The sequence below is a fragment of the Streptomyces malaysiensis subsp. samsunensis genome (assembly GCF_024519315.1).
Lineage (GTDB): Bacteria > Actinomycetota > Actinomycetes > Streptomycetales > Streptomycetaceae > Streptomyces > Streptomyces malaysiensis.
In genome coordinates, this window is the sequence record NZ_JANIIC010000030.1 from 58,114 (window position 1) to 83,691 (window position 25,578).

General features: G+C 68.5%; 27 protein-coding genes and 6 pseudogenes. 11 read left to right on the forward strand and 22 right to left on the reverse strand.

The annotated features are described in order from the left end of the window. Nucleotides 1-58: 58 nt before the first annotated feature. The 3 genes and pseudogenes from NQU54_RS24660 to NQU54_RS24670 all read left to right on the forward strand — a co-directional run. Nucleotides 59-337: pseudogene (locus NQU54_RS24660) on the forward strand (alcohol dehydrogenase catalytic domain-containing protein); the annotation flags it as partial. A 151-nt stretch (nt 338-488) separates the two neighbouring features. Then, the gene (locus NQU54_RS24665) at nt 489-1,025 is read left to right on the forward strand and encodes a zinc-binding dehydrogenase (RefSeq protein WP_257633025.1); all 537 of its coding nucleotides are present in this window, start codon (nt 489-491) and stop codon (nt 1,023-1,025) included. 266 nt (nt 1,026-1,291) lie between these two features. After that, complete coding sequence (locus NQU54_RS24670) at nt 1,292-2,329, forward strand: zinc-binding dehydrogenase (RefSeq protein WP_257633026.1); 1,038 nt, start codon at nt 1,292-1,294, stop codon at nt 2,327-2,329. Here the strand turns inward: NQU54_RS24670 and NQU54_RS24675 are convergent. The 3 genes from NQU54_RS24675 to NQU54_RS24685 all read right to left on the reverse strand — a co-directional run bounded on the left by NQU54_RS24675 (nt 2,296) and on the right by NQU54_RS24685 (nt 4,217). Continuing rightward, nucleotides 2,296-2,730, reverse strand: a complete 435-nt coding sequence (locus tag NQU54_RS24675; RefSeq protein ID WP_257633027.1) for a YciI family protein — start codon at nt 2,728-2,730, stop codon at nt 2,296-2,298. The two genes, NQU54_RS24670 and NQU54_RS24675, sit on opposite strands and share 34 nt — an antisense overlap. Beyond that, nucleotides 2,670-3,653 (reverse strand): hypothetical protein, encoded by a 984-nt coding sequence (locus NQU54_RS24680; protein ID WP_257633028.1) that lies wholly within the window; start codon nt 3,651-3,653, stop codon nt 2,670-2,672. The genes NQU54_RS24675 and NQU54_RS24680 overlap by 61 nt, the downstream gene beginning before the upstream one ends. 87 nt (nt 3,654-3,740) lie before the next feature. Then, nucleotides 3,741-4,217, reverse strand: coding sequence for a MarR family winged helix-turn-helix transcriptional regulator (locus NQU54_RS24685; RefSeq protein WP_257633029.1), 477 nt, complete (start codon nt 4,215-4,217; stop codon nt 3,741-3,743). Nucleotides 4,218-4,315: 98 nt separating this feature from the next. On the opposite strand from NQU54_RS24685, the gene NQU54_RS24690 reads away from it, so the two are divergent. Both NQU54_RS24690 and NQU54_RS24695 read left to right on the forward strand, forming a co-directional pair. Further along, nucleotides 4,316-4,672: an antibiotic biosynthesis monooxygenase family protein gene (locus tag NQU54_RS24690; protein ID WP_257633030.1), complete on the forward strand. Its 357-nt coding sequence runs from the start codon at nt 4,316-4,318 to the stop codon at nt 4,670-4,672. Nucleotides 4,673-4,961: 289 nt separating this feature from the next. Continuing rightward, the gene (locus tag NQU54_RS24695; RefSeq protein ID WP_257633031.1) at nt 4,962-5,222 is read left to right on the forward strand and encodes a hypothetical protein; all 261 of its coding nucleotides are present in this window, start codon (nt 4,962-4,964) and stop codon (nt 5,220-5,222) included. A gap of 449 nt (nt 5,223-5,671) precedes the next feature. On the opposite strand, the gene NQU54_RS24700 is transcribed toward NQU54_RS24695, so the two are convergent. Beyond that, entirely contained in the window at nt 5,672-6,514 is an 843-nt protein-coding gene (locus NQU54_RS24700) for a fumarylacetoacetate hydrolase family protein (RefSeq protein WP_257633032.1), read from the reverse strand. Nucleotides 6,515-6,621: 107 nt separating this feature from the next. Here NQU54_RS24700 and NQU54_RS24705 point away from each other — a divergent pair, with 107 nt between their 5' ends. The 3 genes from NQU54_RS24705 to NQU54_RS24715 all read left to right on the forward strand — a co-directional run bounded on the left by NQU54_RS24705 (nt 6,622) and on the right by NQU54_RS24715 (nt 8,539). Then, nucleotides 6,622-7,116, forward strand: coding sequence for a VOC family protein (locus NQU54_RS24705; protein ID WP_257633033.1), 495 nt, complete (start codon nt 6,622-6,624; stop codon nt 7,114-7,116). Nucleotides 7,117-7,250: 134 nt separating this feature from the next. Next, on the forward strand, nt 7,251-8,030 hold the full coding sequence (locus NQU54_RS24710; protein WP_257633034.1) for an IclR family transcriptional regulator: 780 nt from the start codon (nt 7,251-7,253) through the stop codon (nt 8,028-8,030). 218 nt (nt 8,031-8,248) lie between these two features. After that, nucleotides 8,249-8,539, forward strand: a complete 291-nt coding sequence (locus NQU54_RS24715; protein WP_257633035.1) for a hypothetical protein — start codon at nt 8,249-8,251, stop codon at nt 8,537-8,539. On the opposite strand, the gene NQU54_RS24720 is transcribed toward NQU54_RS24715, so the two are convergent. The 6 genes from NQU54_RS24720 to NQU54_RS24745 all read right to left on the reverse strand — a co-directional run bounded on the left by NQU54_RS24720 (nt 8,520) and on the right by NQU54_RS24745 (nt 13,842). Further along, the gene (locus NQU54_RS24720) at nt 8,520-9,002 is read right to left on the reverse strand and encodes a MarR family winged helix-turn-helix transcriptional regulator (RefSeq protein WP_257633036.1); all 483 of its coding nucleotides are present in this window, start codon (nt 9,000-9,002) and stop codon (nt 8,520-8,522) included. The two genes, NQU54_RS24715 and NQU54_RS24720, sit on opposite strands and share 20 nt — an antisense overlap. Before the next feature lie 125 nt (nt 9,003-9,127). Then, complete coding sequence (locus NQU54_RS24725; protein WP_257633079.1) at nt 9,128-9,433, reverse strand: antibiotic biosynthesis monooxygenase family protein; 306 nt, start codon at nt 9,431-9,433, stop codon at nt 9,128-9,130. Between the two features lie 780 nt (nt 9,434-10,213). Next, nucleotides 10,214-11,134, reverse strand: a complete 921-nt coding sequence (locus tag NQU54_RS24730; RefSeq protein WP_257633037.1) for a VOC family protein — start codon at nt 11,132-11,134, stop codon at nt 10,214-10,216. A gap of 45 nt (nt 11,135-11,179) precedes the next feature. Next, on the reverse strand, nt 11,180-12,025 hold the full coding sequence (locus NQU54_RS24735; protein WP_257633038.1) for a fumarylacetoacetate hydrolase family protein: 846 nt from the start codon (nt 12,023-12,025) through the stop codon (nt 11,180-11,182). Between the two features lie 39 nt (nt 12,026-12,064). Next, complete coding sequence (locus tag NQU54_RS24740; RefSeq protein ID WP_257633039.1) at nt 12,065-13,237, reverse strand: acyl-CoA dehydrogenase family protein; 1,173 nt, start codon at nt 13,235-13,237, stop codon at nt 12,065-12,067. Nucleotides 13,238-13,311: 74 nt separating this feature from the next. Further along, the gene (locus tag NQU54_RS24745; protein ID WP_257633040.1) at nt 13,312-13,842 is read right to left on the reverse strand and encodes a flavin reductase family protein; all 531 of its coding nucleotides are present in this window, start codon (nt 13,840-13,842) and stop codon (nt 13,312-13,314) included. Nucleotides 13,843-13,963: 121 nt separating this feature from the next. Here NQU54_RS24745 and NQU54_RS24750 point away from each other — a divergent pair, with 121 nt between their 5' ends. Continuing rightward, complete coding sequence (locus NQU54_RS24750) at nt 13,964-14,725, forward strand: FadR/GntR family transcriptional regulator (protein WP_257633041.1); 762 nt, start codon at nt 13,964-13,966, stop codon at nt 14,723-14,725. Between the two features lie 726 nt (nt 14,726-15,451). Here NQU54_RS24750 and NQU54_RS24755 read toward each other — a convergent pair. From NQU54_RS24755 to NQU54_RS24775, 5 genes and pseudogenes are all read right to left on the reverse strand, one after another. Next, nucleotides 15,452-15,927: pseudogene (locus NQU54_RS24755) on the reverse strand (transposase family protein). 24 nt (nt 15,928-15,951) lie between these two features. Continuing rightward, nucleotides 15,952-16,316, reverse strand: a pseudogene (locus tag NQU54_RS24760) (hypothetical protein); the annotation flags it as partial. Nucleotides 16,317-16,428: 112 nt separating this feature from the next. Further along, nucleotides 16,429-16,662 carry a protein kinase family protein gene (locus tag NQU54_RS24765; RefSeq protein ID WP_257633042.1) on the reverse strand — a complete coding sequence of 78 codons (234 nt, stop codon included), beginning with the start codon at nt 16,660-16,662 and terminating at the stop codon, nt 16,429-16,431. 114 nt (nt 16,663-16,776) lie between these two features. Continuing rightward, nucleotides 16,777-17,247, reverse strand: coding sequence for an FHA domain-containing protein (locus NQU54_RS24770; RefSeq protein WP_257633043.1), 471 nt, complete (start codon nt 17,245-17,247; stop codon nt 16,777-16,779). A 107-nt stretch (nt 17,248-17,354) separates the two neighbouring features. Beyond that, complete coding sequence (locus tag NQU54_RS24775; RefSeq protein ID WP_257633044.1) at nt 17,355-18,194, reverse strand: nuclear transport factor 2 family protein; 840 nt, start codon at nt 18,192-18,194, stop codon at nt 17,355-17,357. Between the two features lie 536 nt (nt 18,195-18,730). Between NQU54_RS24775 and NQU54_RS24780 the strand changes: the two are divergent. Beyond that, nucleotides 18,731-19,731 (forward strand): annotated as a pseudogene (locus NQU54_RS24780) (transposase); the annotation flags it as partial. Here NQU54_RS24780 and NQU54_RS24785 read toward each other — a convergent pair. After that, nucleotides 19,729-19,857, reverse strand: a pseudogene (locus NQU54_RS24785) (ABC transporter ATP-binding protein); the annotation flags it as partial. The pseudogenes NQU54_RS24780 and NQU54_RS24785 sit on opposite strands and share 3 nt — an antisense overlap. 233 nt (nt 19,858-20,090) lie before the next feature. On the opposite strand from NQU54_RS24785, the gene NQU54_RS49365 reads away from it, so the two are divergent. After that, nucleotides 20,091-20,321, forward strand: coding sequence for a glycoside hydrolase family 2 protein (locus tag NQU54_RS49365; protein ID WP_308408503.1), 231 nt, complete (start codon nt 20,091-20,093; stop codon nt 20,319-20,321). 122 nt (nt 20,322-20,443) lie between these two features. Here the strand turns inward: NQU54_RS49365 and NQU54_RS50195 are convergent. The 6 genes and pseudogenes from NQU54_RS50195 to NQU54_RS24820 all read right to left on the reverse strand — a co-directional run. Then, nucleotides 20,444-20,599, reverse strand: a pseudogene (locus NQU54_RS50195) (hypothetical protein); the annotation flags it as partial. Between the two features lie 73 nt (nt 20,600-20,672). Then, nucleotides 20,673-21,350, reverse strand: coding sequence for a VOC family protein (locus NQU54_RS24800; protein WP_257633045.1), 678 nt, complete (start codon nt 21,348-21,350; stop codon nt 20,673-20,675). Nucleotides 21,351-21,365: 15 nt separating this feature from the next. Beyond that, a complete protein-coding gene (locus tag NQU54_RS24805) occupies nt 21,366-22,724 on the reverse strand; it encodes an MFS transporter (RefSeq protein ID WP_257633046.1) in 1,359 nt (452 codons plus the stop codon). 164 nt (nt 22,725-22,888) lie between these two features. Continuing rightward, nucleotides 22,889-23,863: an amidohydrolase family protein gene (locus tag NQU54_RS24810; protein WP_257633047.1), complete on the reverse strand. Its 975-nt coding sequence runs from the start codon at nt 23,861-23,863 to the stop codon at nt 22,889-22,891. Continuing rightward, the gene (locus NQU54_RS24815; RefSeq protein ID WP_119983767.1) at nt 23,860-24,330 is read right to left on the reverse strand and encodes a cupin domain-containing protein; all 471 of its coding nucleotides are present in this window, start codon (nt 24,328-24,330) and stop codon (nt 23,860-23,862) included. The genes NQU54_RS24810 and NQU54_RS24815 overlap by 4 nt, the downstream gene beginning before the upstream one ends. Before the next feature lie 57 nt (nt 24,331-24,387). After that, entirely contained in the window at nt 24,388-25,578 is a 1,191-nt protein-coding gene (locus tag NQU54_RS24820) for an FAD binding domain-containing protein (RefSeq protein WP_257633048.1), read from the reverse strand.

Here is a 25,578-nt window from a genome sequence, read left to right on the forward strand (position 1 = left end):
CGAACAACTGGTCTACGAGCAGCGGCCGCTGCCGGCCCTCGGTCCCACCGACGTGCTGGTGGCCGTCGACACCGCGGCCGTCTCGGGGTGGGACCTGAAGTACCGCCGCGGACCGCAGCCCGGCACCCGGCTCCCCGGCCGCAACCCCTTCCCCATGCCCCAGCAACTGGGACGGGAGGCCGCAGGGACAGCCGTCGCCACCGGGCCGGACACCCGTCTGCCGCGTCCAGGAGACCGGGTGGCGGCCGTTGTCCACCCCGAGAATCCTCACGCACCTGAGACGTATCGGGACCTTGGCAACCTGTCCACCGGCATCGCTGTCCCAGGTCACCAGGCGCCGGGCGCCTATGCCGAGTACGTGGTGCGCGACGAACGACTCTTCCTGCCGGTGCCTGACCACGCCGACCTGGAACAGGCGGCGGTCACGCTGTGGCCCTTCGACACCAGCCACCGGGGTACTGCGGGTCACTGCGGGGGATACCCTGCTCGTGACCGGGGCCGCCGGCCCGATGGGTCTGGCCACCATCCGACTGGCCCAGATTTTCGGACTGCGTGTTATCGCCACGACCCGGCATGCCGAACGAGCCGACGCCCTGCGGGCAGTCGTCGACGCCGAGATCGTCGTCACCCAGGATGTGGACACCGCTGCCGAGGTCATCAGGGACCTCACCCATGGTGAGGGCGTGGATCACGCCGTCGACTATTCGGCCAGCCGCGATCTGCTGCGCCTCGCACTGGATGTTCTGCGGCTCGGTGGCCGGCTCTGTCCGGCGGCCGGAGAACAGAGTCCGCCCGGGCCCCTGCCGTTCACGGTCTTCGACCTCACCCGTCTGGAGGCCGACGTCGTCGGGGTCCGCGGAGCACGGCACGACGACGCGCTGCGGGTTCTGGGCCTCCTCACCGATGGACGGCTGCGCTCGCCGATTGCCGCGCGCTTTCCGCTGGCGGAGGCCGCGCAGGCGCACGAACTCATGGAACAAGGCACCGACGTCGTCGGGCGCATCCTCCTCAAGCCCGGCCGCTGAGCGCGCGAGCCGACGCCGCCGCGGCGTCGGCTCGCGCCCCCACCTTCGCACCGGGAGAATAAGTTCTTGCCCACACCAACCGCCGTCGCCGTGGCTCGCGCCGGCGAGGACACCTTCCACTGGGAACGTGCCGTCCTCGAGTCCCGGCCCTGGCGAAGTCCTCGTCCGCCTCGTCGCCATCGGCCTGTGCCACACAGACCTGTCCGTCCTGGCCGGGCGGGCTGCCCGCGGTGCTCGGCCACGGGGGAGCAGGAATCGTCGAAGCCGTGGGCGACTCGGTTACCGATGTCGCAGCCGGTGACCGCGTCGTGCTCTCCTTCAACTCCTGCGGCCGCTGCACCTCGTGCCGGACCGGCCGGCCCACCGCGTGCGGCACCTACTTCCCGCTGAACTTCCAGGCGGCCCGTCCGGACGGCACGACACCGATCCGCACACCGGAGGGAGCACCGCTCGGCGGCCTGTTCTTCGGGCAGTCTTCCCTCGCCCGGTACGCGGTCGTCTCCGCCCAGAGCGTGGTCCGCGTCGACGGGGCCGATGACGACGAATTCGCCCTGCTGGTGCCTGTCGGCTGCGGCATCCAGACCGGTGCCGGAGCCATCCTCAACCTGCTCAGGCCTGAGCACGGCGACAGCGTGGCCGTCTTCGGCGCCGGAGCGGTCGGCCTGTCGGCGGTCATGGCGGCGCGGCTCACGGCCGCCCGGACCATCGTGTCCGTGGACGTCGTTCCGTGGCGCCTGGCTCTGGCTACCGAACTCGGCGCCACCCATACCGTGAACAGCGGAACGGAGGACCTCGGCCGCTGTCTGGCCGACAGCGCCGGCCCCACCGGTGTGACCCACGTCCTCGAAACCACCGGCGTGTCGTCCCTGACGGAACTGGCCTCCACCGCCATTGCCGCCAACGGAACAGTCGCCGTCATCGGAGCGCCGACCGCCGGAAGCCGGGCTTCTTTCGACATCAGTGCTCTCATCGACGGACGGACCGTTTGTGGTGTCACTGAAGGCGGCAGCGACCGCATCACCTTTATCCCTGCCCTCATCGACCTGGCGGCGCCAAGGACGCTTGCCGTACGAGAAGTTCGTCCGCTTCTACGCCGAGGACGAGCTCCACCGGCGGTCCGGGACGCGACATGCGGCGGCCTCAGGACTCGGCTTACCTGCGAGCATAGGTCCAATGCAGGCCGAGGAGCCCGCGTCACCGCGTGTGGGACACCAAGGTCCGCTGCGGGCCGGTCACCGGGCTCGGCACTGCTGCGCCGGGGCCCGTACGCTCAATTCCCGCCGGTGTCCGTTGCCCCACTTTGATGGGCGCGTTCGTCGGCGAGCATCGCGGTGACTGCCGGAACGGTGAAACCTCCGATTCCCAGGAGATGGTGCACCTCCCAGGGAATGACCTCGTATTCGCGGAACCCTCCGGCAACGAAGGGCTCACTGCGGAAGAGGTCATCGACGGCCTGACGGGGCATGTGGCCCACGACGATGATGCCAAGACCTCGGTCGGGGCTGGGCCCGGCCATCAGTATCTGGCCCGTGAGCTGTCGATGGTGCATCCATGCCAGGTGATCGCTGAGGGCCTCCTCGATCGCGCTTTCTCGGTCGCCGCTCCAGCGGTGCAGTGTCAGATACCACATCGTCCCACGTCCCTTCAGCCGGAGAAGTTGAATGCAGTGCCCAGCCGCTGTTCGTCTGCCCACGCGCGGATCCATGCCAGGATCGGGACATCCCATTGGTAGGGCATGGCCAGCTCGAACACGATCGTGTCCGTGTGGGAACCGCGGGCGGGCACCTTTCCTGTGATCACATCTGCCAGTTGCAGGGCATCGGCGGGTACAGGCGGAGGGGCGTCGCCGATGAAACCGCTGGCGAATCCGAAAGCAACCAGTTCAGGGCGCCGAGTCGTTGGTACCGCCAAGCGGGCACCACGCTTGAGGAGGTTGCCGCCCGCACCAGTCATGCTGATCAGCAACGCACCGGGACGTACGGCCTCGGGATCGGGTACGGCTGACTCACCGAGGGAGTAGCGGCCCGCGGCGGTGATGACATCAGCGCCGGCCACCGCCTCGTCGATGGATGCCGCTACCGACACGTGGACATCGTCGCCGAGTCGGGTCCGCAGACTCGCGCCGAAGGCCGTTCGGCTCTCGCGCGTTGGGCTCCATACCTTCAGGTGGCGAAGGCCAGGCATCACACGGCGGATGGTGCGCACATGACTGCGTGCCTGCACTCCACTCCCCAGCACTGTCAGTGTGGCGGCATCAGCGGGAGCGAGATGGCGCACGCCGACTGCGGCAGGGACCGAAGTGCGCAGCACGTTGAAGTCGTCCAGCGCGATCATGCTGTCGACTGCGCCGGTGGTGCCGTCCAGTTGGACCCCGAGCGATGCGTTGGGGCGGGCCTCCTTCACTCGGTTGGGAAAGACACGCAGGGTCGCGGGACCGCTCGCGAGCGACACCAACTGCGCGGCCAGCTCATCGCCATTGGCCAGGTCCAGCCCCGCGAAGACGGTCTGTGCGCGATCGCCGGCCTGGCACTGGGTGACGGAGCTTTCGACCGCGTCGATGGCGCTGTCGAGCTCGTCGTCGTTGGTAGCGAGCCGACTCAGGTCCGAGCGACTCAGCAGTAGCGGCATGTCAGTACCTCTCTCGATCGGAACAGTACCCATTCATCCTGTACTTCGAGACGTAGGTTTTGCAATACAGGACAGTATCCCAATGGTTCACTTCCCGGGCGAGGGCGAAGCGCTCGCATCACGCGTGGCGGGCGCCTCCGCCAGCAGGCCGGTGCAGGTGCGCAGCCATGCCGAGATGACGGGTTCGTCCGCCCCCGCCGCGCCCCGTAGGAGGATCTCGAACTCCTTCACTGTTGCCGACGCCCGGGCGAGCCGGTCGCGGCCGCTGGTGGTCAGCGTCGTGCCCCGCGTCCGAAGTCGCGGCACACGATCCGCACGCTCGATGTAGCCGGCCTTGGCCAGAGCGTCAAGGATCTTGAGCATGGTGGGCGCCGCAACCGCCGAGCGGCGGGCGAGCTCGGAGTTGGAAATGCCTGGATGATCTTCCAGCAGGGCGAGCGCCAGGTACTGCGGCGTTGTCAGGCCGACCTGGGCGAGGGCCGCGTCCATCCTGGATCTCAAGGTCTGTTGCAGCCTTTTGAGTGCGAATCCCAGGGATTCTTCCGGGTCTACATGGGGGTTCATGTTTGGGAGCGTACCAGTTTACTTAGTGCCCTAATTGAAGTTAGGGTGCTAATGAGCGCGCGCATCGCACGCCAGGTCCGATCGTCAGGAGAGCCGCCATGACCAGCCCGACAACCAGCCTGTCCGTGACCACGGGCACAGATCAGATCACTCTGGTCAATGTGTTCACCGTCGACATCGAACGCCAGACCGAGCTGGTGGAGGCACTCGACGAGGCCACGCGATCGATCTTCACGAAGGTTCCTGGCTTCATCTCTGCGAACCTGCACGTCAGCCTCGACGGCACGCGCGTCGTCAACTACGCCCAGTGGGCGGACAAAGCCAGCTACTCCGCGGCTCTTCAGCACCCGGAGGTCCGCAAGCACGTGGAGCACGCCGCAGGCATAGCGCAGGCGTACGACCCGACCCTGGTACAGGTCTGGTCCGTGCATAACAGCGACGCAGACGTCTCCTGAGCACATGGCCGCGGCCGGGACAGAGGTATTCACCATCGTGCAAGGCACGCCGATCGGCCAGGGCGCAGCAGAGACGATCTGCCACGTCACACGCTAGGCAGGCGAGAACGGCTACCTTGTCATCGTCGACCCGCGCGCTTGTCACGCACGGCAAGAAAGGAGCGCGGCTCGCTTCGGGCTCGCGGAGGCGAGGGTCTCCCACTGCGAGCGCTATTGCACGGTGACCACAGACGGGGCGCCGCCGCTACCCGGGGGCAGGAGTCGAGGTGGCTTCCAGGGGTGGGTCACTTTGCTGACCACCGCCGAGCAGCGCGGCTCCTCGCCGACTCAACGTGAGCGAAACCGCCTCATCGATTCGCCTCCTGAGGGCTTTCGCTCCGCCACCTTCTACCTTGACGTCACCCACCCCATGATCTACGAGCACGTCGTGTGGGAGACCGAAGAGCACTTCGCGGCCGCACAGCAACACCCGTCTTTCGTACAGCATTTGTCCAAGGTGTCGGCGCTGGCGACCGCCACCTGGACCAGCTTGCGCGCTGCCCCGGAGTGATGGGCCGCACGGTGCGTCGTCGGCATCCGGTGCGAGCGGATGCCGATGTCTGTCACCGGCCGGGCGTGCTCGAAGCGGGCGGTGCCGCCTTCCTTCGGCCGGTACCGGCGAACGTCGCATCGCCTATGCGGACCAGCCCGCTTTCGGTCACGCCCCCGCCCCCGGGACTCGCCCCCCGGCGTCGTCGAGCGAGTCGCAAGTACTCTTTCGATGGTGCTCACTGGCCGGATGGGATGGTGGCCATCAAGCGGATCGACAGGCTTCTCGGCGACCGCTTGCCGCCCGCGAGAGGACAATGCGAGGCGATCGCGGACGCCGACGGCCGTCTCGACGAGGCGCTGACAGCCGCTCGCAGCCGATTCGCCTTGGTCAAGCCCGACCCGTACATCGCCGCCGTCATGGCCCGGGGAGACATCTCCGCTGTGGCGCGGACGCCACACTGCCAGCGATCAGGCCGTTGTGGTCTCCCGCACGCATACGTTACGGGTCTCGCCGAGCCCTTCCACGACGGTTCGCAGGGTCTGGCCCTCCTTGAGGTACACCTTGGGGTCACGCCCGTCGCCGACGCCGCCGGGCGTCCCCGTACAGATGATGTCGCCCGCCAGCAGCGTGATGATGTCGCTGACGTAGGCCACGATGTCGGCGATGCCGAACAGCAGGTCGGATGTGCGCGAGCGCTGCATCACCTCGCCATCCACCTCGCAGCGGATCTCCAGATCCGGCTCCTGGTCACCGAACTCGTCCGCGGTGACCAGTTCGGGCCCCACGGGCGTGGTGGCCTCGAAGGTCTTGCCGGCCAGGAACTCCCGGGTGCGGCGCTGGTATTCGCGTACGGTCACGTCGTTGACGACGGTGTATCCGGCGACGAAGTCCAGTGCCTTCTCCTTCGGGACGTGACGGGCGGGTCGGCCGATGACAAAGCCCAGCTCGGCTTCCCAGTCCGTGCTGTCGCTCACCGCGGGAAGCGTGATCGGGTCGTAGGCCCCGATGAGGGACCCGTCGTACTTCGCGAACAGGGTCGGGTATCGGGGTGTGTCCCGCCCCATCTCATTGATGTGTGTGGCGTAGTTCAGGCCGAGGCAGATGATCTTGTTCGGGTGGGGCACCAGGGGTGCGTGGACCGCCTTCGCCGCGTCGACGCGATCGCCTTCGGCGGCTCGGGCCGCGTTGTGCCAGTCGTCACCCGAGCTGAGCAGGGCGCCCACGTCGGTGTGTGTGAGCAGGATGTAGGAGTCGCCGTCGCGGCGGGCCGCCCGTGTTCCGTCATCCGTGCGCAGAGTCGCCAGTCGCATATGAGGTGCACCTCTTCCGTGTGTTGGCCGACGTCAAGCCGAATCGTGTGGTGTTACGATATGCAGGATTGTAGTCCTGTTATGCGAGACTAGTGAAGGGTGGTGCCATGGCCATCACCGGACTCGGCCACACCGGTCTGTGGGTGTACGACCTGCCGAAGATGCGCGACTTCTATGAGCGCGTGATGGGGTTGACCGTCACCGACGAGGACGAGGACCTGGACATCGTGTTCTTCAGTGCGCGGCCGGACGAGGAGCACCACGAGTTCGTGCTCCAGGGCGGGCGCACCTCTCCCATCGGTGACAAGCAGCAACACCAGATCTCCTGGCGTGTGGGGTCGCTGGAGGATTTGCGGGCCTTCCATCAGCGGTTCGAGGAGGAGGGGGTCAGGGTCCAGCAGGAGGTGACGCACGGCAACGCCCTCGGGATCTACTTCTTCGACCCCGAGGGCAACCGCAACGAGGTCTACCTGCGCCTCGAGCGGGACGTGCGGCAGCCCTTCCGCAAGACCATCGACTTCGGCCTCCCGCCCGAGCAGATCCACGCCGAGGCCGAGCGGCTGCTCAACGACGACGGCGCCGCCTATCAGCCCGTCGAATAGCTCAGTCGAAGGTCTCTCCGTCCAGCGGGTCGTCGGCCGACCGGCCCGCAGGTCGAAGGCCGGGTGGGATCAGTACCCACATGTGGCTCTGAGCTCCTATGATGTCCTGCATGACAGGACGGAAGTCAGAGACTGTGACGACAGCGAGCCAGTACCGTGAGCGCAATTCGACTGCGGATCGGGCGCTGGACATTCTGGGGATGTTCTCCGAGAACAAGTTGTCGGTTTCGGGGCAGGAAGTGGCCACGGCCCTGGGGGCTGCCCGGTCGACCGCCTACCGGTACGTGCAGAGCCTGGTGCAGAGCGGGTTCCTGGAAGAGGACCCGGGCGGGGGTTTCCGGCTGGGGCTGCGGGTCCTGGAGCTGGCGCGTCTCGCTCGGCGGGGGTATGGCCTGTCGGAGATCGCCCTGCCCGTCATGCGGCGACTGTGCGCCCAGGTGGGGGAGACGGTGCTGCTGACGCGGCGTGCGGGTGGAGCCGCCGTGTGCGTGGAACGGTGCGAGGCGGAGCATCCGGTGCGGATCTCCTACGAGCGCGGCACCGTCCTTCCGGCGAACGCCGGCGCCTCCGCGTTGGCGCTGCTCGCGTGGCTGTCCGAGCAGGAGTGTCGTGGGCTGCTCGAAGGCCAGCGGTTGCAGAGGTTCACCGCCCGAACGATGACGGACATCGATGTGCTGATCGAGCGCCTCGCGGAGGTTCGCGTCGATGGCTACGTCGTCAGTCGGGGTGAACTCGACGCCGACATTCTCGGCATCGCCGCGCCCGTAAGGGGAGCCGACGGCACGGTGGTGGCCGCGCTGAGCGTCGCGGCCCTGGAGCACAGGGTTCCGGACCGCCGACTCGGAGAGGTGATTGATGCCGTGCGCGGTGCGGCCGGCCTTATCAGTGACCAGCTGGTGATCACGGAGGACTGACCGGCGCGACGACCTGCACGGAAGGGTGTCCTGATTAGTGGAACAATTGAATTGACTATCGGGTCTACACGGCTCTCGTTGTAGAGTGATCGGCGACATGTCGATGCGGCTTGGGCGCATTCCGATCGTGTTCGGCCGCCGCTGCAAGCAGGAAGCCGCCCTGTGTGTGATGTCCTTTCGAGAGCTGTCACCGCGATACCTGAGACCAGCCGCCGGACTTGCTGAAGATCGTGGGCGCGACCGCCACCGCCTGTGGTCTCGACGCGGCGGGCAGCGCATCGGCCGTGGCCGCCACTTCCGCCGCCGGGGCGGCGGCGAGCGCCAAGCGGCACCGGACCCGCATCGTCATGCTCGGCACCGCGGGCGGACCGATGCTCGGCGGCAACGACTGCGTCGGGATCTCGACCGCGACCCTCTACGGAACGAATGACGTCGGCGAGCCGGTCCGGCATTTCAACCATGTCCTGCGCGGTCTGGAGTCGCTGCCGGTCACGGTTGTCGCCGGCTGAGCGGTTGTCCCGCGGCCGGCGTGAGTGCCTGGGCGAGCTCCCACAGGTCGGGCAGCGCGGAAGCGATGCGCTGCGACGCCTCAGGTGACAGCTGTCGCAGAGCCTCGGTGATCGCTGTGCCGAGGCTCGCATCGACCTCCCCGGCCGCGGTGCGCATCTTGTCCGTCGGGTGGAGTTCGACGTAGCGCTTGTCGTGGGCGCTCGTGCGGCGTTCGAGATAGCCGTCGCGGGCGAGTTGGGTGACCAGGGTGCTGACGTTGTTGGGCTGCATGCCCAGCACTGTGGCCACCTCTCGGACGCTGAGGCCCGGCTGGCTGTCCACCAGCCGCAACACTTCGACCTGGGCGAGGGGGCGCCGGTGCTCGCCGCTCGGAGGTGACTGGCGCTGATGGAGGACCCGGTGCAGGGTCCAGATCACACGCGCCAGTTGCACGGATGGCTCTTGGGGGACGAGCTCGCTCATCCCCCAAGAATACATCTAGAATTAGAGTCTTTTGGTGTGGGTGACCCTGACGTGCGTCAGGCCACGCACACCCTGGGCACTGCCTCTTTGCGCATCACGACCGGAAACGCTAGTGAGCCGTCCGGCTAGAGCGGCAACGTGTTCTGGAACTCCTCGTTCATGAAGGCATCCTTGAGCGCGGTCAGGGACTCCCAGACGGCCATGTTCGTGAGGACGTGGGCGTCGCCGATGCCACGGTGCAGTTGCGCGAAGACGAAGCCGGGCTGCGCCTTCATGATCAGGGAGTCCTGGCGCCAGACGTCGATGGCCTTGTCGAGCTGCCCGTCGGGGACGACGAAGGTGTTGACGAGGGTGGCAGGCTGACTTCCGCAGGCTCTCCTCGATCGCCCGCGGGAGGACCGCGGGGTCGCCGGCGCGTGCCCCGCGCGCAGCGTTCTCGGTCAGGATGTGGTGCAGAAGAGCGGCGATGGCCGCCGTGGTGGAGTGATGGCCGCCGATGAAGAAGGACATCAGGACGCCGCCGACCCGCCATCCGTCAGTGGCCGGTCGCCCAAGGCGCCCGCCGCGAGCTGCGAGAGATAGTCGTCCCGGGGATTGCGGCGCCGGGATTCGAGTTCGGCCGCGGTGAACGCGAAGATCCTCCGCCGCCGGGGGCGTCCGGTCGGTGCCCCCGGCGGCGACCACCTCCGATCCCAGTTCTCGCATGCGGGGTGCCGCCTCGGCCGACAGCCCCACCATGCGCGAGATGACCAAGGTGGGCACGTCTCGGCGAGGGCCGGCACGAGGTCGGTCCGCCCGTCCTGCGCAATCCTCGATCCGGTCGCGCACGATGTCGTCGATCATCGGCTGCGATCGGCGCACCGCCGACGGCGTCATCGGCGCCAGCGTGATCGCGCCATGCGTCGTGTTTCCGACCCTCGAATTCCAGCGGCACGATCTTCGGCAGGTCGTCCTGGGAGGGCAGCAGTGCCCCTTCCGCCGCACTGAAGCGCTCCGCGTCGCTGGACACCGCGCGGATGGCCTGGTAGCTGGTCGTGGTGTAGAACCCGTCGTGCACGGAGCTGCACCACCGGACACTGATCACGCAGGCCGGCGAACGTGGCGAGGACCTTGTCGTCGCTGACGGTCGGACTGGGGGTGGGGGTCGAAACCGGTCTCGGGCGGGGTCTTCCTCCCTTGGGCGCTGTTCCTCTGTGAACTCCCTCGAATCGCTAGTTGTCGTGCGAGCCGGTCATGAGGGCGGCCAGGTCGTCGGGCCGGATGAACGAGGGTGGCGGAGGCGGCCCCCAGTTGAACAGTCCCTTGGCACCCTCGAAGACCTCCGGCTTCCACAGCTCGTCGTCGACGACGCAGTCCAGGTCGGAGTAGTACTCGGAGAAGTTTCCGGCCGGATCCTTCAGGTACCAAAAGAAGTTGGAGCCGGCGTGGTGGCGGCCGAGGCCCCACACGTGCCGCTCCGGGTGGTCCTCCAGCATGGCCATGGCGCCGCGCCCTATGTCGTCGATGTCATCGACCTGCCAGGAGGTGTGGTGCAGGAATGCCACGGGCGCGGACAGGACGAGGACGTTGTGGTGGTCGGTGGAGCAGCGCAGAAAGGCACCGACATCGCCCATCAGGTCGGACACCTGGAAACCGAGGCCGTCGCGGAAGAACCCGGTGGTCGATGCGAAGTCGGTGGTGCCCAGGACGGCGTGGCCCAGCTTGCGGGGCCGTACGGGATCGACACGCTGGGTTCCCGGAGCGCGTGTCCCGACGCGTTCCAGGCGGCCGGGACCGTTGTAAGGGGTGGGCGGCGTCAGCGGCTGTGTGACGCGCGGCTCCACCCGCAGCACGGCACGGACGCCGGTGATCTTCTCGTACGCCGTGAGGGCGCCGCCCTTCATCTGGGCGGGTATCCCGAGCCGGTCCAGCCGCGCCCCCGCCGCCGCGAGGTCGTCGGGAGTGTCGACACCGACGGTGAGCTCGACGAGCCGGCGGGTGGGGGCGTGGACGACACGCAGTTGGCGGCCTCCGTCACGGGTGCTGAGCCAGCCGTCCGCTTCGGGGGTCAGGCCGAAGTCGGTGTAGTAGGCCGCCGTCGCATCGGTGTCGGGGACACCCATGACGACGGAGGAAAGTCGGTGCAGTGCCATGCGGATCTCCTGGACGCGGATGAATACGGGGGTGGGGTGTGGTGCTCAGTCGCGGAAGGTCTGGCGCAGCTCGCCGATCCCGCGTACACGGCTGACGAGTACGTCGCCGTGGGTGAGCCAGCGTTGCGGGGTGCGCCCGATCCCCACGCCCGCCGGGGTGCCGGTGAAGATGACGTCTCCGGGCAGCAGTGGCAGGACGGCCGACAGACGGGAGACGAGGGCGGGTACGGAGAAGATGAGGTCACGGGTGCGGCCCATCTGGTCCTCCTCGCCGTTGATCGAGCAGCCCAGTTCGAGGTCGTCGCTGTCGTCCAGGGCGTCCGGGGTGACCAGGTACGGTCCCATCGGGGTGAAACCGGGGTAGGACTTGCCGAGCCCGAACTGCGGGGCGGGGCCGGTCAGTTGGGTGATCCGCTCGGAGATGTCCTGGCCGACGGTGAGCCCGGCGATGTACAGCCATGCGTCTTCCGCGTCAACGTGGTCGGCACGTTCGCCGATGACGGCGACGAGCTCGACCTCCCAGTCGGTGTGCCCGCCCTTCGGTAGCCGCACCTCGGTCACCGGGCCGGTGATGCTGGAGACGTACTTGGTGAAGACCGGTGGCAGGGTGTCCGGCGCCTCGAAGCCGGACTCGTCGGCGTGCGCGCGGTAGTTGAGCCCAATGGCCAGCAGCTGACGCGGGGCGGGCGCGGGCGAGCCGAGGTCTGCGGCGGCGAAGGGCCGCCCCGCGGGCAGGTCGGCCGCCCCCGCCCACTCACGGAAGGCGTTCCAGCGCTCGTAGACGCCCTGGGGATCGGGGCCGAAGCGGCCGCCGCTGGCCTGCTCGACGTCGACGGCGGTGTCATCGTCCGTGACGAGGACGAGACGGCCGGAAAGGTTGGCGATGCGCACGTGCTGCTCCTTGGGGAGGGTGGGAGTGAGAAGACCGGGTCAGACGAGAGGGGTGATCTTCTCCTCGACGCCGAGCAGGGCCTTGCCGTACACCTCCATCGCTACGGTCGGCGCGGCTACCGCGTGCCGGCCGGCGGTGTTGGCGTCCCGCCAGATCCGCTGAAGTGGGTTGACCTCGGCGAAGGAGGCGGCGCCGTGCACGCTGACAAGCGTGTTGATGGCTTCGAGTACGTTCTGGATGACCCAGCCGGTGTCGGCGCGCACCCGGGCGCGTTCGGTGAAGCTGAGGTAGGTGCCGTCCTGCGCGGCCTGGTCGATCTTCGCCGCGGCGCGCTGTGCGTGGAGGATGGCGGTGTCGATGCGCAGGGCCGCCTCGGCGATCTGCATCTGCACAGCGACGGACTCCGCCTGCGTCTCGTAGAAGGTGTACGAGATGGGCTTGCGGGCAGCCTTCTCCGTGACGTACTTCAACGCCGCACGGCCCAGCCCCAGTTGCGGGCCGGCCAGGACGAGGGCCAGGACGGGCACGAGCGCCGAGCGGGACAGGACCTCGTCCTTGTGCTCGGTCGGGTAGTCGCCTTCGACGGCGGCGGGGACCGACATGACGCGGTGCTCGGGGACGAAGATGTCCTCGGCGACAAGGCAGTTGCTCGCGGTCCCCTTCATGCCGGCCACGAACCACGTGTCCTCGAGGGAGAGGTCCTCACGGGGCGCCAGGAGCAACGCCTGGTCGACGACCTCTCCCTCCTCGTCGGTGAGGGGCACGCCGAGGGCTGCCCAGTGGGAGTGCGAGGAACCGGAGTTGTAGTACCAGCGGCCCGACACCCGCCAGCCGCCGTCCACCTTGACGGACGTGGACGTGGGCGTGAGGACGCCGGTGACCCGTGCGTCCGGGTTGGCGCCGAAGACGTCGTCCTGGGCTTTGGAGGGGAAGAGGCTGGTGAGCCAGTTGCAGACGTTGACGAGGGTGACGACCCAGGAGGTCGACCCGTCGCCCTCGGCCAGCGCGGCCGAGACGTCGAGCATGGTACGCAGGGACGTCTGGTGACCGCCGTACCGCTTCGGGACCGAGAGCTTGAGCAGTCCGGCTTCAGCGAGGGCGTCGATCACCTCGTCCGGTACCCGGCGGTCGGTCTCGGTGGCCGTCGCGTGTTCACGCAGCAGCGGCTGGAGGGCCACGGCACGTGCGACCAGGTCGTCATGGGTTGTCATGGTGGGGCGCTCTTTCTGTCGGTCTGCCTGCGGTCGGAGAGCTGGAGGTCGGGGGCGTGGGGAGTGGGCAGGAGTCAGCGCGCACAGGCGGCGACTTGCTCCCGGACGGTGTGCTGAGGGCGGCTCGCGTAGGCGGAATGCGTTCCGAAGGTGCGGTAGCCGTAGACCAGGGGAGGGGCCGGCGTCGTACGTGCGTGGGTGACGGTGCCGAGCAGCAACAGGTGGTCACCGCCGTCCACTGCGCGCGTCAGCTCGCACACCAGCCATCCCGGGGCGGTCTCCAGGCACGGCAGACCGTGGTCGAAATGCCAGTCCACTTCCGCGAACCGGTCGGCGCCACGGCGTGCGAAGCGCAAGGCAAGGTCGTCCTGGGCCTGGCTGAGGACGTTGACGCCGAAGCGTCCAGTGGCGGTGATGCGAGACAGGACTCCGGACCCGCGGTCGAGTGCCACGGTGACCATGGGAGGACGCAGTGACAGCGACGCGAACGAGCTGACCGTCGTGCCGTGCGGAAGTCCCTCCGCCGTGGCGGTGACGATCGTGACCGGGGCGCAGACGCCGGCCATGAGCTCTCGGAATACCTGCTCACCAAAGACGGGGACCATGGGATCTCCATTCATCATGATGATTATGGCGATGTTGTACCTGGGTTTTGATCGGCGTCAAGAGATGCGAGAATATTCATCATGATGATTTGGCGAGTCGGGTCGTGGAGGAGCTGTGGCGGTGCGGCGTGAGGACGGATGGCATGGCGGATTCGCCGAGCGAGGCGCGGACCCTCCGGCGCTGCGCCGCTCCGACTGGGGCCAGGCCGACGGCAGGTCGCGTGCGGAGGGGGCGGTCGACGTCGTCGCGGCACTCGCCGCCCGCGCGGTGCCGGGCACGCGGCTGGGGACCAAGGACGAGTTGCGGGCCCGGTGCGGGGTGTCGGTGGGCACCTTCAACGAGGCGCTCCGGCTGCTCCAGGCGAGGGGAGTGGTCACCGTGCAGCGAGGTCCAGGCGGCGGCCTGTTCGCGGCGGAGCAGACGCCGATGGCGCGGTTCGCCCACTCGGTCCTGGCGCTCGACGCGGCCCAGGCGGACGTTGCCGAGGCACTGCGGATTCGGGACGCCCTGGAGCCCCTGCTGTGGCAGGACGCGCTGTGGCATGCGTCGCCGGCCGACGTCAAGGACTTGCGTGGCCTCCTCACGGCCATGGAGAGCGCCGCGGAGTCGGCCGATGCCGACGCGTTCGTGCGGGCCAACTGGCGCTTGCACGCCAGGGTCGCGGACATCACTCCGAGCATGCTGCTGCGGTCGCTGTACGTGACTCTGCTCGACCTGGTCGAGCGGCACGCCCTGGGGGTCGGCTCCGAGGGTGCCGTTCCCCTCGCCGAGCACATCCGAGGCCGGTGCGAGCTGCATGCCGCGCTCATCGATGCCCTCGACAGGCGTGATCAGGAGGCCGTCGCGCGACTCGTGGCGAAGCACGGCACGGTGGGCACATGAACGTGGAGTGAGCTGAGGGGCATCGCTTTTGACCATGAGAACTCCCTGAGATGTCTTGCATGCGAGGACTAGTGTCCTGTTTTATCGGTCAGGTGGCCAGAGGAGTGGCCGTTCCCGTCGTGTGGAGGCGTCGTGGCCCGCAAGGAACCGAGGCTTGAGCAGGTCGAGGACTCTCTCGTGGACCTGCTGCGTACCGAGGAGATCGCGGCCCTGGCCGTGCTCGATGAGCACGGGTGGCCGTCCGCATCGACGATGCACATCGCTGCGGACGGGCTGCGGGTCTATACGCACACATTCGCGCGCACCCGTAAGCGTTTGGAGATGGTGAGGGACGAGCGGGTGAGCTACGCCGTCAGCTACCTGCCGTCGGGCGGGTACGACGAGCGCTTCGAGACTCGTTCGCTGCCAGGTCAAGGGCCGTGCCGCCCTCGTTGTAGAGCCGGACGAGATCGCTCTGGCCGCCAGGCTCAGCCGGGACCAGTTCCCCTGGGCGGCGTCCTCAGGAATGTTCGAGCACGTCAAGGGCCCCGACGAGGGTCAGCAGACCTTCTTCCGCATCGATCCCACGGAGGCGCTGTGGGCGGATCACCGAGTGGGACTGATGTGGCGCACGGTGCTCGATTTCACCGCCGATGGGACGCACGTGGCCCGTATGAGGCCGTACCGAGATCTCTTCACTCGCGGTTGAGACGGTCTCGCGTCACTTACTGGCTCTAACACCGTGTCCTACATGGTCAGTTTGAGGAGGCGTTTGTCGCAGCAGAGGGCGGTGGTGAGGCCGAGGAGGGTCAGGTGGTTGCGGGGATGGCGCTCGTAGCGAGGTGACAGTCGCTTCGGCGGCCCAGTCGCTCGCTTGAGTCGATTCCAAAGCGGGCGATATGGACGCCGATGTGTTGGCTATGCGGCCATTGTCGCTGGTCAGGAAGATCGTATGCCTTGTCGGCGTACAGCCGCTGGGGCTTGGAATGGTCGCTGTGGGATTCGTGTCCTACGTGGAAATGCGCCACCATCGGCTTGAGCCCGAGGCTGTCATGGGTGTTGGCCGCGGGGACTCCGACGAGTAGAGGCAGTCCGTTTGCATCCGACAGAGCCCGCCCGGCACAGCCACTGACCAGCACATGAATGATCGCCGCGAAATCCGCCTCGTCATCGATGCCGGCTACCCCGCCACCCTGCGGCCGTACCCGTGCCGACGGCGGCAACGGCCTGGCGGTCTCCCACAGCCCATCCAGGAGTTCGGTACGGCAGGTCTGTATCCACCGCTCCATGAGGGAGTTCATCCGCGGTATCCGAATGCCGGTGGTGACAACATTGCGACCGGCATCGGCAATCAGGGCGTCGAAGGCGGCGGTGAACTTCGAATCGCGGTCGCGGATTGCCGTTCGGGTGCGGGTGGGATGCCGTGCTCGCGGAGGATTTCCCAGACCGTGGAGGCGGCGACCTTGAGTCGCGGTACTGCGAGTTCGCCGTGGATCCGGCGTAGCCAGGGCTTACCGCCGCGCCCGCTCCAGCGCCCCGCGCCCGCGCAGCTCCGCCGCGCTCGCGCAGCCGATCTCGGGGTGCTCCCGCAGCGCCGTGTCGATGATCTCCGCGAGGCGTCGTGGGATGGCCGGGTACGCGGCGGCGGATCGGGATCGCCGGCTCCTGTAGGACGATCTGCCAGGGATCCTTGGCGCGCGGGAACTCGCGCGGGGTCCTTCCCGTCAGCGTGTGGTAGACGCAGGCGGTAAATGCCCAGACGTCCGCGGCGGGGTCAGATAGAAGGTGCCGTTTGCGAAGCCCGTGTCGTGCGGCGCGACGACGTGCGGATGCTTCATTGCCCGGGTGAGCGCCACCTCGCGCAGGAACCGGGCGCGCGCCGTCTCGCTCGCCGTCACCTTCGGCAGCGTCACCTCGATGCCGGTGGCCTCGTGCCGGGCCAGGTACACCGCGCCCATGCCGCCAGGGCCGAGCTCCCGGATCACCGTGTAGCCGCGGATGGCCTTGAGGTCGGCGCGGCCGCCGGGCGCCGGCTCGAGCAGCAGCTTGAGCAGGGCGTCGGGCCGGGCCTGTCAGGCGGCGCACAACAACTCGCCGGGGCGGCCGCCCGCCTCGTCGCCCAGCTCGCGCTCGCACTTGGCGCAGCGCGCGAGCCTCGGCGTGGCGACCTGCGGCCGCGTGGTGTCGACGCGGAACACAGTGTCACCGAGGCGGATCCGGTCGCCGTCCTCGAGGTCGTGCTCGGGGTAGGAATCCGCGACGGCCTCCTCGGGGGTGAGGCCCCGGCGCCGCTGGCCGATCTTCTCGCCGTTGACGTACGTGCCGTTGAGGCTGCCGAAGTCGCGGATGCGGATGTCCGGCGGGTTGATGTCGGGCAGGCAGTGGTGGCGGGAGACGGTCTTGTGGTCGGGGTCGTCGGGTAGTCGTGGCGAACAGTCGGTGGAGCGGCCGAGGACGCGGGTGGTGCGCTCCTCGAAGACGTACGCGCCGGGCTTGACCCGGCCCTCGACGCGGGTGAGCGTGATGGTGGCCGAGGGCGTCACGCAGGATCGTCTCCTTGTGCGCGAGGGGAGGGCGCCCGGTTCGCCTTCTCGGCCGGCTCTGCGTTTCTGACCAGTCTGCGGACTGGCCACCTCATGAAAGCGCGACGCTAGTACCAATACCGGGGAGCGTGGAGATTGGCCAGGCCCTGGGCGACGGTCTGAATGTTGCGGATCTGGTTGTCGGCGTACTGCTGAAGACCTTGGCGCAGCTCGGCCGGACGCGGGCTGATCAGGCCGTTGGTGACGAACACCGCCCGGCCCTGGCGCAGCAGCCAGACTTCGTAAAATTCCACGTCGAGCCGCACATCTGGGCCGAAGCCGAGGTTCGCGATGCCTTCGACCGCGAGCGCGTCCGGGCCCTCGACGAAGCATGACAAGCTCCTGAGCTGCGGAGGGCCGACCTGCCGCCAGCGCTGCCGGAGACTGTCCGTGATCACCTGGCCGCCGCGCATGGTGCCGGCCACGGAGGCGTGCACGGCGTCGGGGGCGTAGAGACTCGTGAGCGTCGCGGCGTCCTGCATGCTGATGGCGTCCCAGAGCCGCCGGAAAAACGCCTGGCCCGGGGCGGCGGGATCCTGGGCTGGTAACGCGGCGGGCGAGCGTGGGAAGATCGAGCCACCGGCGTGGAAGCGGGCGCGGCCGCCGTCAAGGGCGAAGACGTCGTAGGACGTGGCCTGCGCGAAGCCGGTCGACTGCGTGGACTCCGCGACGAACGAGGTGCCGAGGTCGATGAAATTCTCGACTCCCGTCGTGTTGACAGCGCCGGCGATGCCGAAGAACTCCGCGAAACCAGCCGCGATAGCTTCCGCACCGAGCAGCGTGCGGCCGGTGCCCACCGACAGCTGCACCGCGTCGGGATGGTAGAGCTCACGCAGCGCGGCCGTGTCCTGGGCGGCCAGCGCCGCGCACCACCGGTGATGGAATACCTGTCCAGACGTCAGCTGCATCGTTCGCCCTCGCCGCTCCGCAGGAAAACCTTCACCCCACTCTACAAGTCTGGCTCGCGGGGTGCCGACCGCGAACCAGCCCTGCCAGCGCGGTCGATTGCGTCCTGGTCTGCGTCGGCGTGAAGAACTTCGAGGTGGACACTTGGTCTGGCCGGCGCACAACTGACGCCAGCCTCAGCGGAAGAACCGTTGTGCTCGCTGGCCAGGACAAGCCCGTGTCCTTCGAGACCGACGAAATCCTCCCCAGTTGGACGCCTGTGGAGTCAAGCGCAGCGACCTCACCCTACGGTCAAGGAGGGACTGGCACGTCGAGGACTTCACCTCGAAGGTGAAATACAGCGGATCTCGACCGGGGCCGCCCAGGAGGCAAAAACAACAGGTCAGCGATGGTCTCTCGTACCCTGATTGCCCATCAGTACCTCCCCTCATGAAAGCGCGAGGCCAGCCCGCGCGTTTCACTTGCCACGGTGTCCGGATCTTGATCGGAAAAGCGAAAGTGCCTTGTGAGCTGGGAAGATGAGGCTTGTCGAAGGTCTCTGTCATCACAGCAGGAAGGCACTTGCTGCGTGCACACTACCGGGTCACGCCCCAGGCTCGTTGTCTCGGCCGACGGTCGCGGGGTGGTCAGGCACGCCGGATCCCGCCTGCTGGCCGATCTCGCCGATGCCACCGGCCTGACCCGCGCCTTCACGGGGGCTTTGCGTCGGCTGCGGCCCTGCGGGACCGGGCACGACCCGGGACGGATCGCAACCGATCTGGCAGTGATGCTCGCTGACGGCGGCGAGAGCATCACCGACCTGGCTCCGCTGCGCGACCAGCATGAGGTGTTCGGCCCGGTGGCCTCCACCCCAACTGCCTGGCGGCTTCTGGCCGGTATCGACCCCACTGCACTGGCGGCACTGCGCACGGCCCGGGCCACCGCGCGGGAGGTCGCCTGGCTGCAAGCCGCCGAGACCCGGACGGGGATACCGGCAGCCCGCGCCGGCGGGCGCGACCTGCCGGGCCTCGTCCTGGACATCGACGCCGCCCTGGTCACCTGCCACTCGGAGAAAGAGCAGGCGGCAGCCACGTACAAGCGCGGCTTCGGCTACCACCCGCTGCTGTGCTTCCTGGACAACACCGGCGAAGCCCTGGCCGGCCTGCTCAGAGCGGGCAACGCGGGAGCCAACACCGCCACCGACCACATCACCGTCCTGGACGCGGCCCTGGCCCAGATCCCCGATGCTCACCGCCACGGCACCGACCTGCTCATCCGCACCGACAGCGCCGGAAGCTCCACAGCATTCCTGCACCACATACGCGCCCTGCGCTCCCGCCAAATCCGCACCTTCTTTTCGGTCGGATATCCCGTCACCGAGCCAGTCCGCCACGCGATCCGGGCTCTGCCCGAACACCTCTGGCACCCCGCGCTGGAGCAGGACGGCTCCCTGCGCGAGGGAGCCGAGGTCGCCGAGCTGACCGGCATGGTCGACCTCGCCGACTACCCGGACGGCACCCGCATCCTCGTGAAGGCGAGCGCCCGCACCCCGGCGCCCAGCCCGTCGGCGTGCCGTTCGGTGCTCGCCCGAACACCGAAGACCTCCCCAAGGATGTGAGGGGTCGGCACCTCCAGGACCGGTCCCGCGGTCACCACCGCCCCCTCGTACAGGACGACGAGGACGTCGCGCGGGCCGACACGGCAAAAGCCTTCACCGCGGAGTGGACGAACGGCCTTCCGGACCTGCATCTGCTGCGGCTCACACTGACGGACGGCAAGGGCAAGGAGGTGTCACGGAACACGTACTGGCGTTACCGCGACACCTCCGCCCTGCGGGAGCTGAACAAGGCCAGGCAAGTGAAGCTGACCGGCGACATCACCAAGGTGTCGAGCTCGGGGGCCGTCACGAGATGACGGCGGTGATCCATAACCGTGGATCGGCGGTGGCCGCCATGGTCCGGCTGTCCCTGCTGGAGGAGGCCCACGGCCGGCGGGTGCTGCCGACGCTGTACAGCGACAACTACCTGTGGCTGCTGCCCGGTGAATCCCGCACCGTCGATCTGTCCTGGCCGTCGGAGGCCGGCTCGTCCCGGCGCCCGGTGCTGACGGCACAGGCATACAACAGCCCGGTGACCACGCTGCGCGGTTGAGAGCCCCGTGCCCCGGCCCTGGCCGCCCACGCCGGGAGCGGTGCTTGGCCGCATGAGTCTTGAGAGGTCTCCATGACCCATTGGAGCCGGTGCAGCCGGAACCCGTCTCCGGCAAGCAGGTAGTACTGGGCAACGCCCCGGTAGAGGGTCCCGAAGGTCGCTACGATCGCGTGATCGGTGCTGTTGATCAGGGCCGTCTTCGATGTGTCGGTGCCCAAGGACCGCCTGTCCACCACGAGACCTGCGAGGTGTTGCCAGGGGTGAGCTGCCGGCTCCACCGGGTCGGCAGCTCACCGCTTGTTCGCTGGTCCGTCGTACACGTGCGGGCGCGCGGTGTGGGATCCAGTGGACTCACGTACGTCGCCGAGGCTCGGTAACCGCCGTGCGGCGGACCACCACCTCACCCTCGTCCGTGGCGACGGCGACCGCGTACAGACCGGGCCGCCCGCCGTTGTACTTCAAGGGAAGGTCGGCGGCGCCATCGCCCAGCCATGCACGCATGTCCGCCTCGGTGCCGCCGACCTCCATCCACATGATTCCCTGGGGTGTGTTCCGCTGCCCGCTGCGCGGCTGTGCCGCCGGGTGCTCGGCGAGGTCCTCGATCAGGAACACGTTGGGCACTCCCCGCTGCCAGCAGGGGATCGTCTCGGGAACACGGATAGCGTTGCGCTGCACGCCGTCCGTCCGCTTGCGCAGCGGCTTGTCGATGGTGCTGGTGCCGAAGTGCTCGGCCAGCTTCTCCAGTTCGTCGCGTGAGTCGACCCGCAGGCACCAGCCGATGAACACGTCGCCGCCTTCGATCTGGTCGTAGAACCAGCGGGCGTTGGGGTTGGTCTGCGGCGAGTAGGCGTCGATGACGCTCTCCACCTCGATGTACTGGTCCGGTCCGAGCGGGACGATGCGGTTGGCGATGCCGAGGTGGGGGAACCAGCCCCCTTCGTACTGTCCGAACCCGGTTTCCGCGCAGAGCTGTTCGGTGCCGGCGTAGATGTTGCGGGACCCCAGCGAGATGTGGTCGATCGTGAGCATGGTGTTCGTCCTTCTTCAGTGGGTGGTGACTTCTTCGACGTCGCCGTGGTGCGGGGTGGGTGTGCGGGAGGTGGTGGTGCGTGGCCGTATCCGGTTGCCGGCCACGGTGACGACGGCACAGCCGATGAGCGAGGCGGCGATGAAGTACAGGCCGCTGTTGTAGTTTCCGGTAGCGTCGCGCAGCCATCCCACGATGTAGGGCGCCAGAAAGCTTCCGATGTTGCCGAGCATCGTGGTGAGGGCGATGCCGACAGACAGGGCGACGGGTCCGCGCAGGTGTCCGACCGGGATCTGCCACATAAGGAAGAGAGCGGCGTAGATACCGGACGTGAGCAGGACCGTACCGAGCAGGGTCAGCCACAGGTCGGTGGCGTTGGCGGCCAGCACGGTGCCGGCGGCGGCCAGCAGCGCACCCCAGGCCACGTGCCATACCCGCTCGTTGCGCCGGTCCGAGCTGGACACCCAGAAGATGGCGACGAGTGTCGCGGGGATGTAGACGGCCCCGGAGAGCAGGCCCGTCTGGACCACGTTCAGCTTCGTGTGGGCCTGCTGGGCGAAACCGGCGATGATCAGCGGAAGGAACGCGGTGATGGCGGCGAAACCGACCCATAGGAGGCTGACGCCCGCGGAAAGGGTGATCAGGCGGAGGTCGCGCAGCCGCTGCAGAACGTCGTTGAAACGGATCTTCTGCTTCTCCACGGCGGTCTCGGCCGCGGTGACCTCCAGCAGGGCCGCCCGTTCCGGCTCCGTGAGCCAGGTGGCGGTCGCCGGAGAGTCGGTCAGGAAACGCAGCAGCACCAGACCGATGATGATCGTCGGCGCTCCCTCGAGAAGGAACATCCACCGCCATCCCGCCACGCCCAGCACGCCGTCGGCGTACTGGATGATGGCCGCGGACAGCGGTGTTCCCAGGATCGCGTAGAACGGCAGGCAGACCAGAGCGGTGACCCGGCCGCGCATCCGCGGTGGGAACCAGATCGTCAGATACATCAGCATGCCGGGGAGCATGCCTGCCTCGACGGCGCCCAAGGCGACTCTGATCGCGATGAGGCTGCTCTCGCCCTGGACCAGGCTGGTCAGCACGGCGACGACGCCCCAGCAGATCGTGAGCAGACCGAGCCAGCGCCGCGGCCCCAGCCGGTTGAGTGCCAGGTTGCTGGGGACCTGCAGAGCGATGTAACCGGCCGAGAAGATACCGGTGGCGAAGCCGAAGGCGGAGGCGCTGATGCCGAGGTCGGCATTCATGGTCAGCGCGGCGGTCCCGAGGTTGACCCGGTCGAGGTAACCGGCCGTGTAGAGGAGCAGGACCAGCGGGCCCAGGCGTCTGAGGGCTTTTCTGACGGCCTGGCGTTCGGCCAGCGAGGAGTCTGACATGTGGGTTCCCTTCTCGGAACGGCTTTCCGCCTGTCTCGGCGGGGGAGGGAACGGCGTCGCGTCGTGCCCGTCCCCGCCCGGCGAACGCCGTTCGCCGGGCGGGCACGTATGGGTCGGTCACGGTGGGGAGCCGCAGGTGAGTGAGGTGGTGCGCAGTGGACCCGTCACAGGCCGAGGAACGCCCGCGCGTTGGCGGTGAGCGTCCCGGCATCCGGTCCGTGGTCGGTGGCGAAGCGGACGGGGTCCGGCTGGGCCATGTCGAATGGGTAGTCGCTCCCGCAGACGACACCGGCCCCGGAGGCGTGCGCGGCCAGCAGCCCCAGCAGTGCGGGATCGTGGGTGACGCTGTCGAAGAACAGCTCGCCGAAGACCTCGTCCGGCGGCCGGGTCGAGTGGCGGCGAACATCGGCCCGGGTGTGCCAGCCGTGGGTCCACCGGCCGAGCAGCCCCGGTGCGCAACCGCCGCCGTGCACGAAGCAGATCCGCAGCCCCGGCAGCTCTTCCTTGATGCCGCCCAGCAGCAGTGCGGCGACGGCGGTGGCGCTCTCGACGGGGTTGCCTATGAGGTTGGGGAGGTAGTGCTCCGACCATTCCGGCCGGGGCAGTTGCATCGGGTGGACGAGCACGGCGAGGTTGAGATCCACGGCGTCGGTGAGGATGTGGCGCAGTATGCCCCGGTCCAGGGAGCGGTCGGCGAGCAGCGGCGGTATCGCGATCCCGGCGATGCCGTCGGTCCCGGCCAGCCGCTCCATCTGGGCGCGAGTCTCGTCGGAGTCGTCGAGACTCGCCATGCCGAGCCCCACGAGCCTGCCATCGGCATCGGAGACCACGACGGAGAGCGCGTCGTTGAAGGCGGAGACAAACGCACCGGCCCCCGGCATGCCTCCCACGGGGAACGCGAAAGGCGGCGCGGACAGGACCCGCACACCCACCCCCGCGGTGCGCATGTCCTCGAGGATGGCGGGGACGTCGCTCATCGCCCGGGTCGGGATGGACAGTGGGATGTCGCCGAGGTGGAGCTGGCCGTCGCGGTCGTGCATGCGCCCGTACGGGGCCCCCGGGGGGAGGCCGAACAACTCGGCGGGCAGCCAGTGGGCGTGGACGTCGATGACGCCCTGGGCGAGCGGGGTGCTGATCACGGTCGCGGCTCCTGCCGGGCGTCCGGCCCGTGGCCGTGGATGTCCAGCGGCGCGTTGGCGCTGTCGAGGTGCTCGACGGTGGTGAAGACGAGCTCGGTGCCGCCGACATTCTCGATGTCGTGCAGGAGGTACTCGCCCGGGCCGAAGGTGAAGTGGCGGGTCTCCCCGGCGTCGTAGGAGACCTCCCGGGTCGTGCCGTCGTGCGTGTGCTGGCGGCTGCGGCCCGCGTTCACCGCGGTCCAGAAGTAGTCGAGGACGTGCCGGTGGGCGTGCCAGCGCTCGCCGGGGGCGAGCCGGATCTCCCAGACCCGCACCCGCGGTGTCTGGCTCAGCAGCCGGGAGCCGACCCGGCCGTCGTGGGAGTGCGCCTCGAACTCGGTACGCAGCTCCCGGGTCCATCCGTCGAACCCGGTGGCGACGAGGTCGCCGGCCAGCGGCAGGTCCGCGAGAAAGTTCTCGCTGGTCATTGTGGCTCCTTGTGTGTGGTGGGTGGTGGGTCGGGGGCGCCCGGGTCCGCGGTGGGGTCAGTGCCCGGGGCCGTAGAGACCGAACCGCAGGCTCGGATCGCCGGGCGTCCAGGTGTTCGCGAACTGGGACCGCTCGCCCATGGCGACGACCCGCTCCAGCAGCTGGGCGCTGAGTTCGAGCTGGACCGGCTCCCACTTGCGCAGGGCGGCGCTGACGTCACCCTCCGCCTCCCGCAGCGCGGCGACCAGGGCCCAGGCGTCGGCCGCCGCCTTCGCGGTGCCGGCCGCGGCGTGCGGCCGGGCCGCACACGCCGCGTCACCGATCAGTGCCACCCGGCCGTCGGTCATCCGGGACGCGCGCGCATCGGAGACGACCTGGACGTACGGCGTGGCTGTCGAGGTCACGACCTCGGCCGCGGCGGGGGACAGCATCCGCTGCGCGGCGTCCCGCATCTCGTCCACGTAGCGGTCCTGGACCTGGGAGGGGTGGATCGACACCGTGCCGGGAAGGCCGCGCTTGTCGATCAGCATCTCGGACAGCTCGGGGCCCTCGGGCACGTTCCGGTACCAGACGTAGTTCATGAGCCGGTCCTGTGGCCCGGTACCGCCTTCGCCGGGGATCGGGTAGAGCGTGATGTGTGAGTGGGGCACCACGGTGTAGGTGATGGAGTCCTTCAGCAGCTCGCGGGTGCCCTCGGACAGGTCCTTCTCCGGGACCGTGCCGCGCCATCCGATGTAGCCGGAGTAGGTGAGATCCGCGGCCGGGTCGAGGCGTCGGCGCCCGATGGAGGTGATTCCGTCGGCGAAGACCACCAGGTCCGCCGTCACTTCACGCCCGCTCACGAACCGCACGGTGACGGACCGGTCGTCCTGGTCGAATCCGCAGGCATACTCGCCCAGATGGTAGTGGTCGGTTCCAAAGTCGCCGAGTAGGGCGCGGTAGAACGTGCCCCATGATGTGTAGCTCCAGGTCCGCCGCTCGCGGTGCACGATCCGGTTGTCGGTGTCCAGGTACTGGACCCAGTCCGTGGAGGTGCTGAGGTTCTCCGGATGCTGGTCACTGCGCTCGGTGAACCAGCGCAGGGTGTCCGGCTGTAGCACGATGCCGCTGCCGCGGCCGTCGAGGGCGGTGGGGGTCCGCTCGAAGACGTCGACCGTGAAGCCCAGGTCGCGCAGGAGGAGGGCGGTGGTCAGCCCGCCGATCGACCCGCCGATGACCGCCGCGGTGGCGCCGTCGTACGCGTTCAT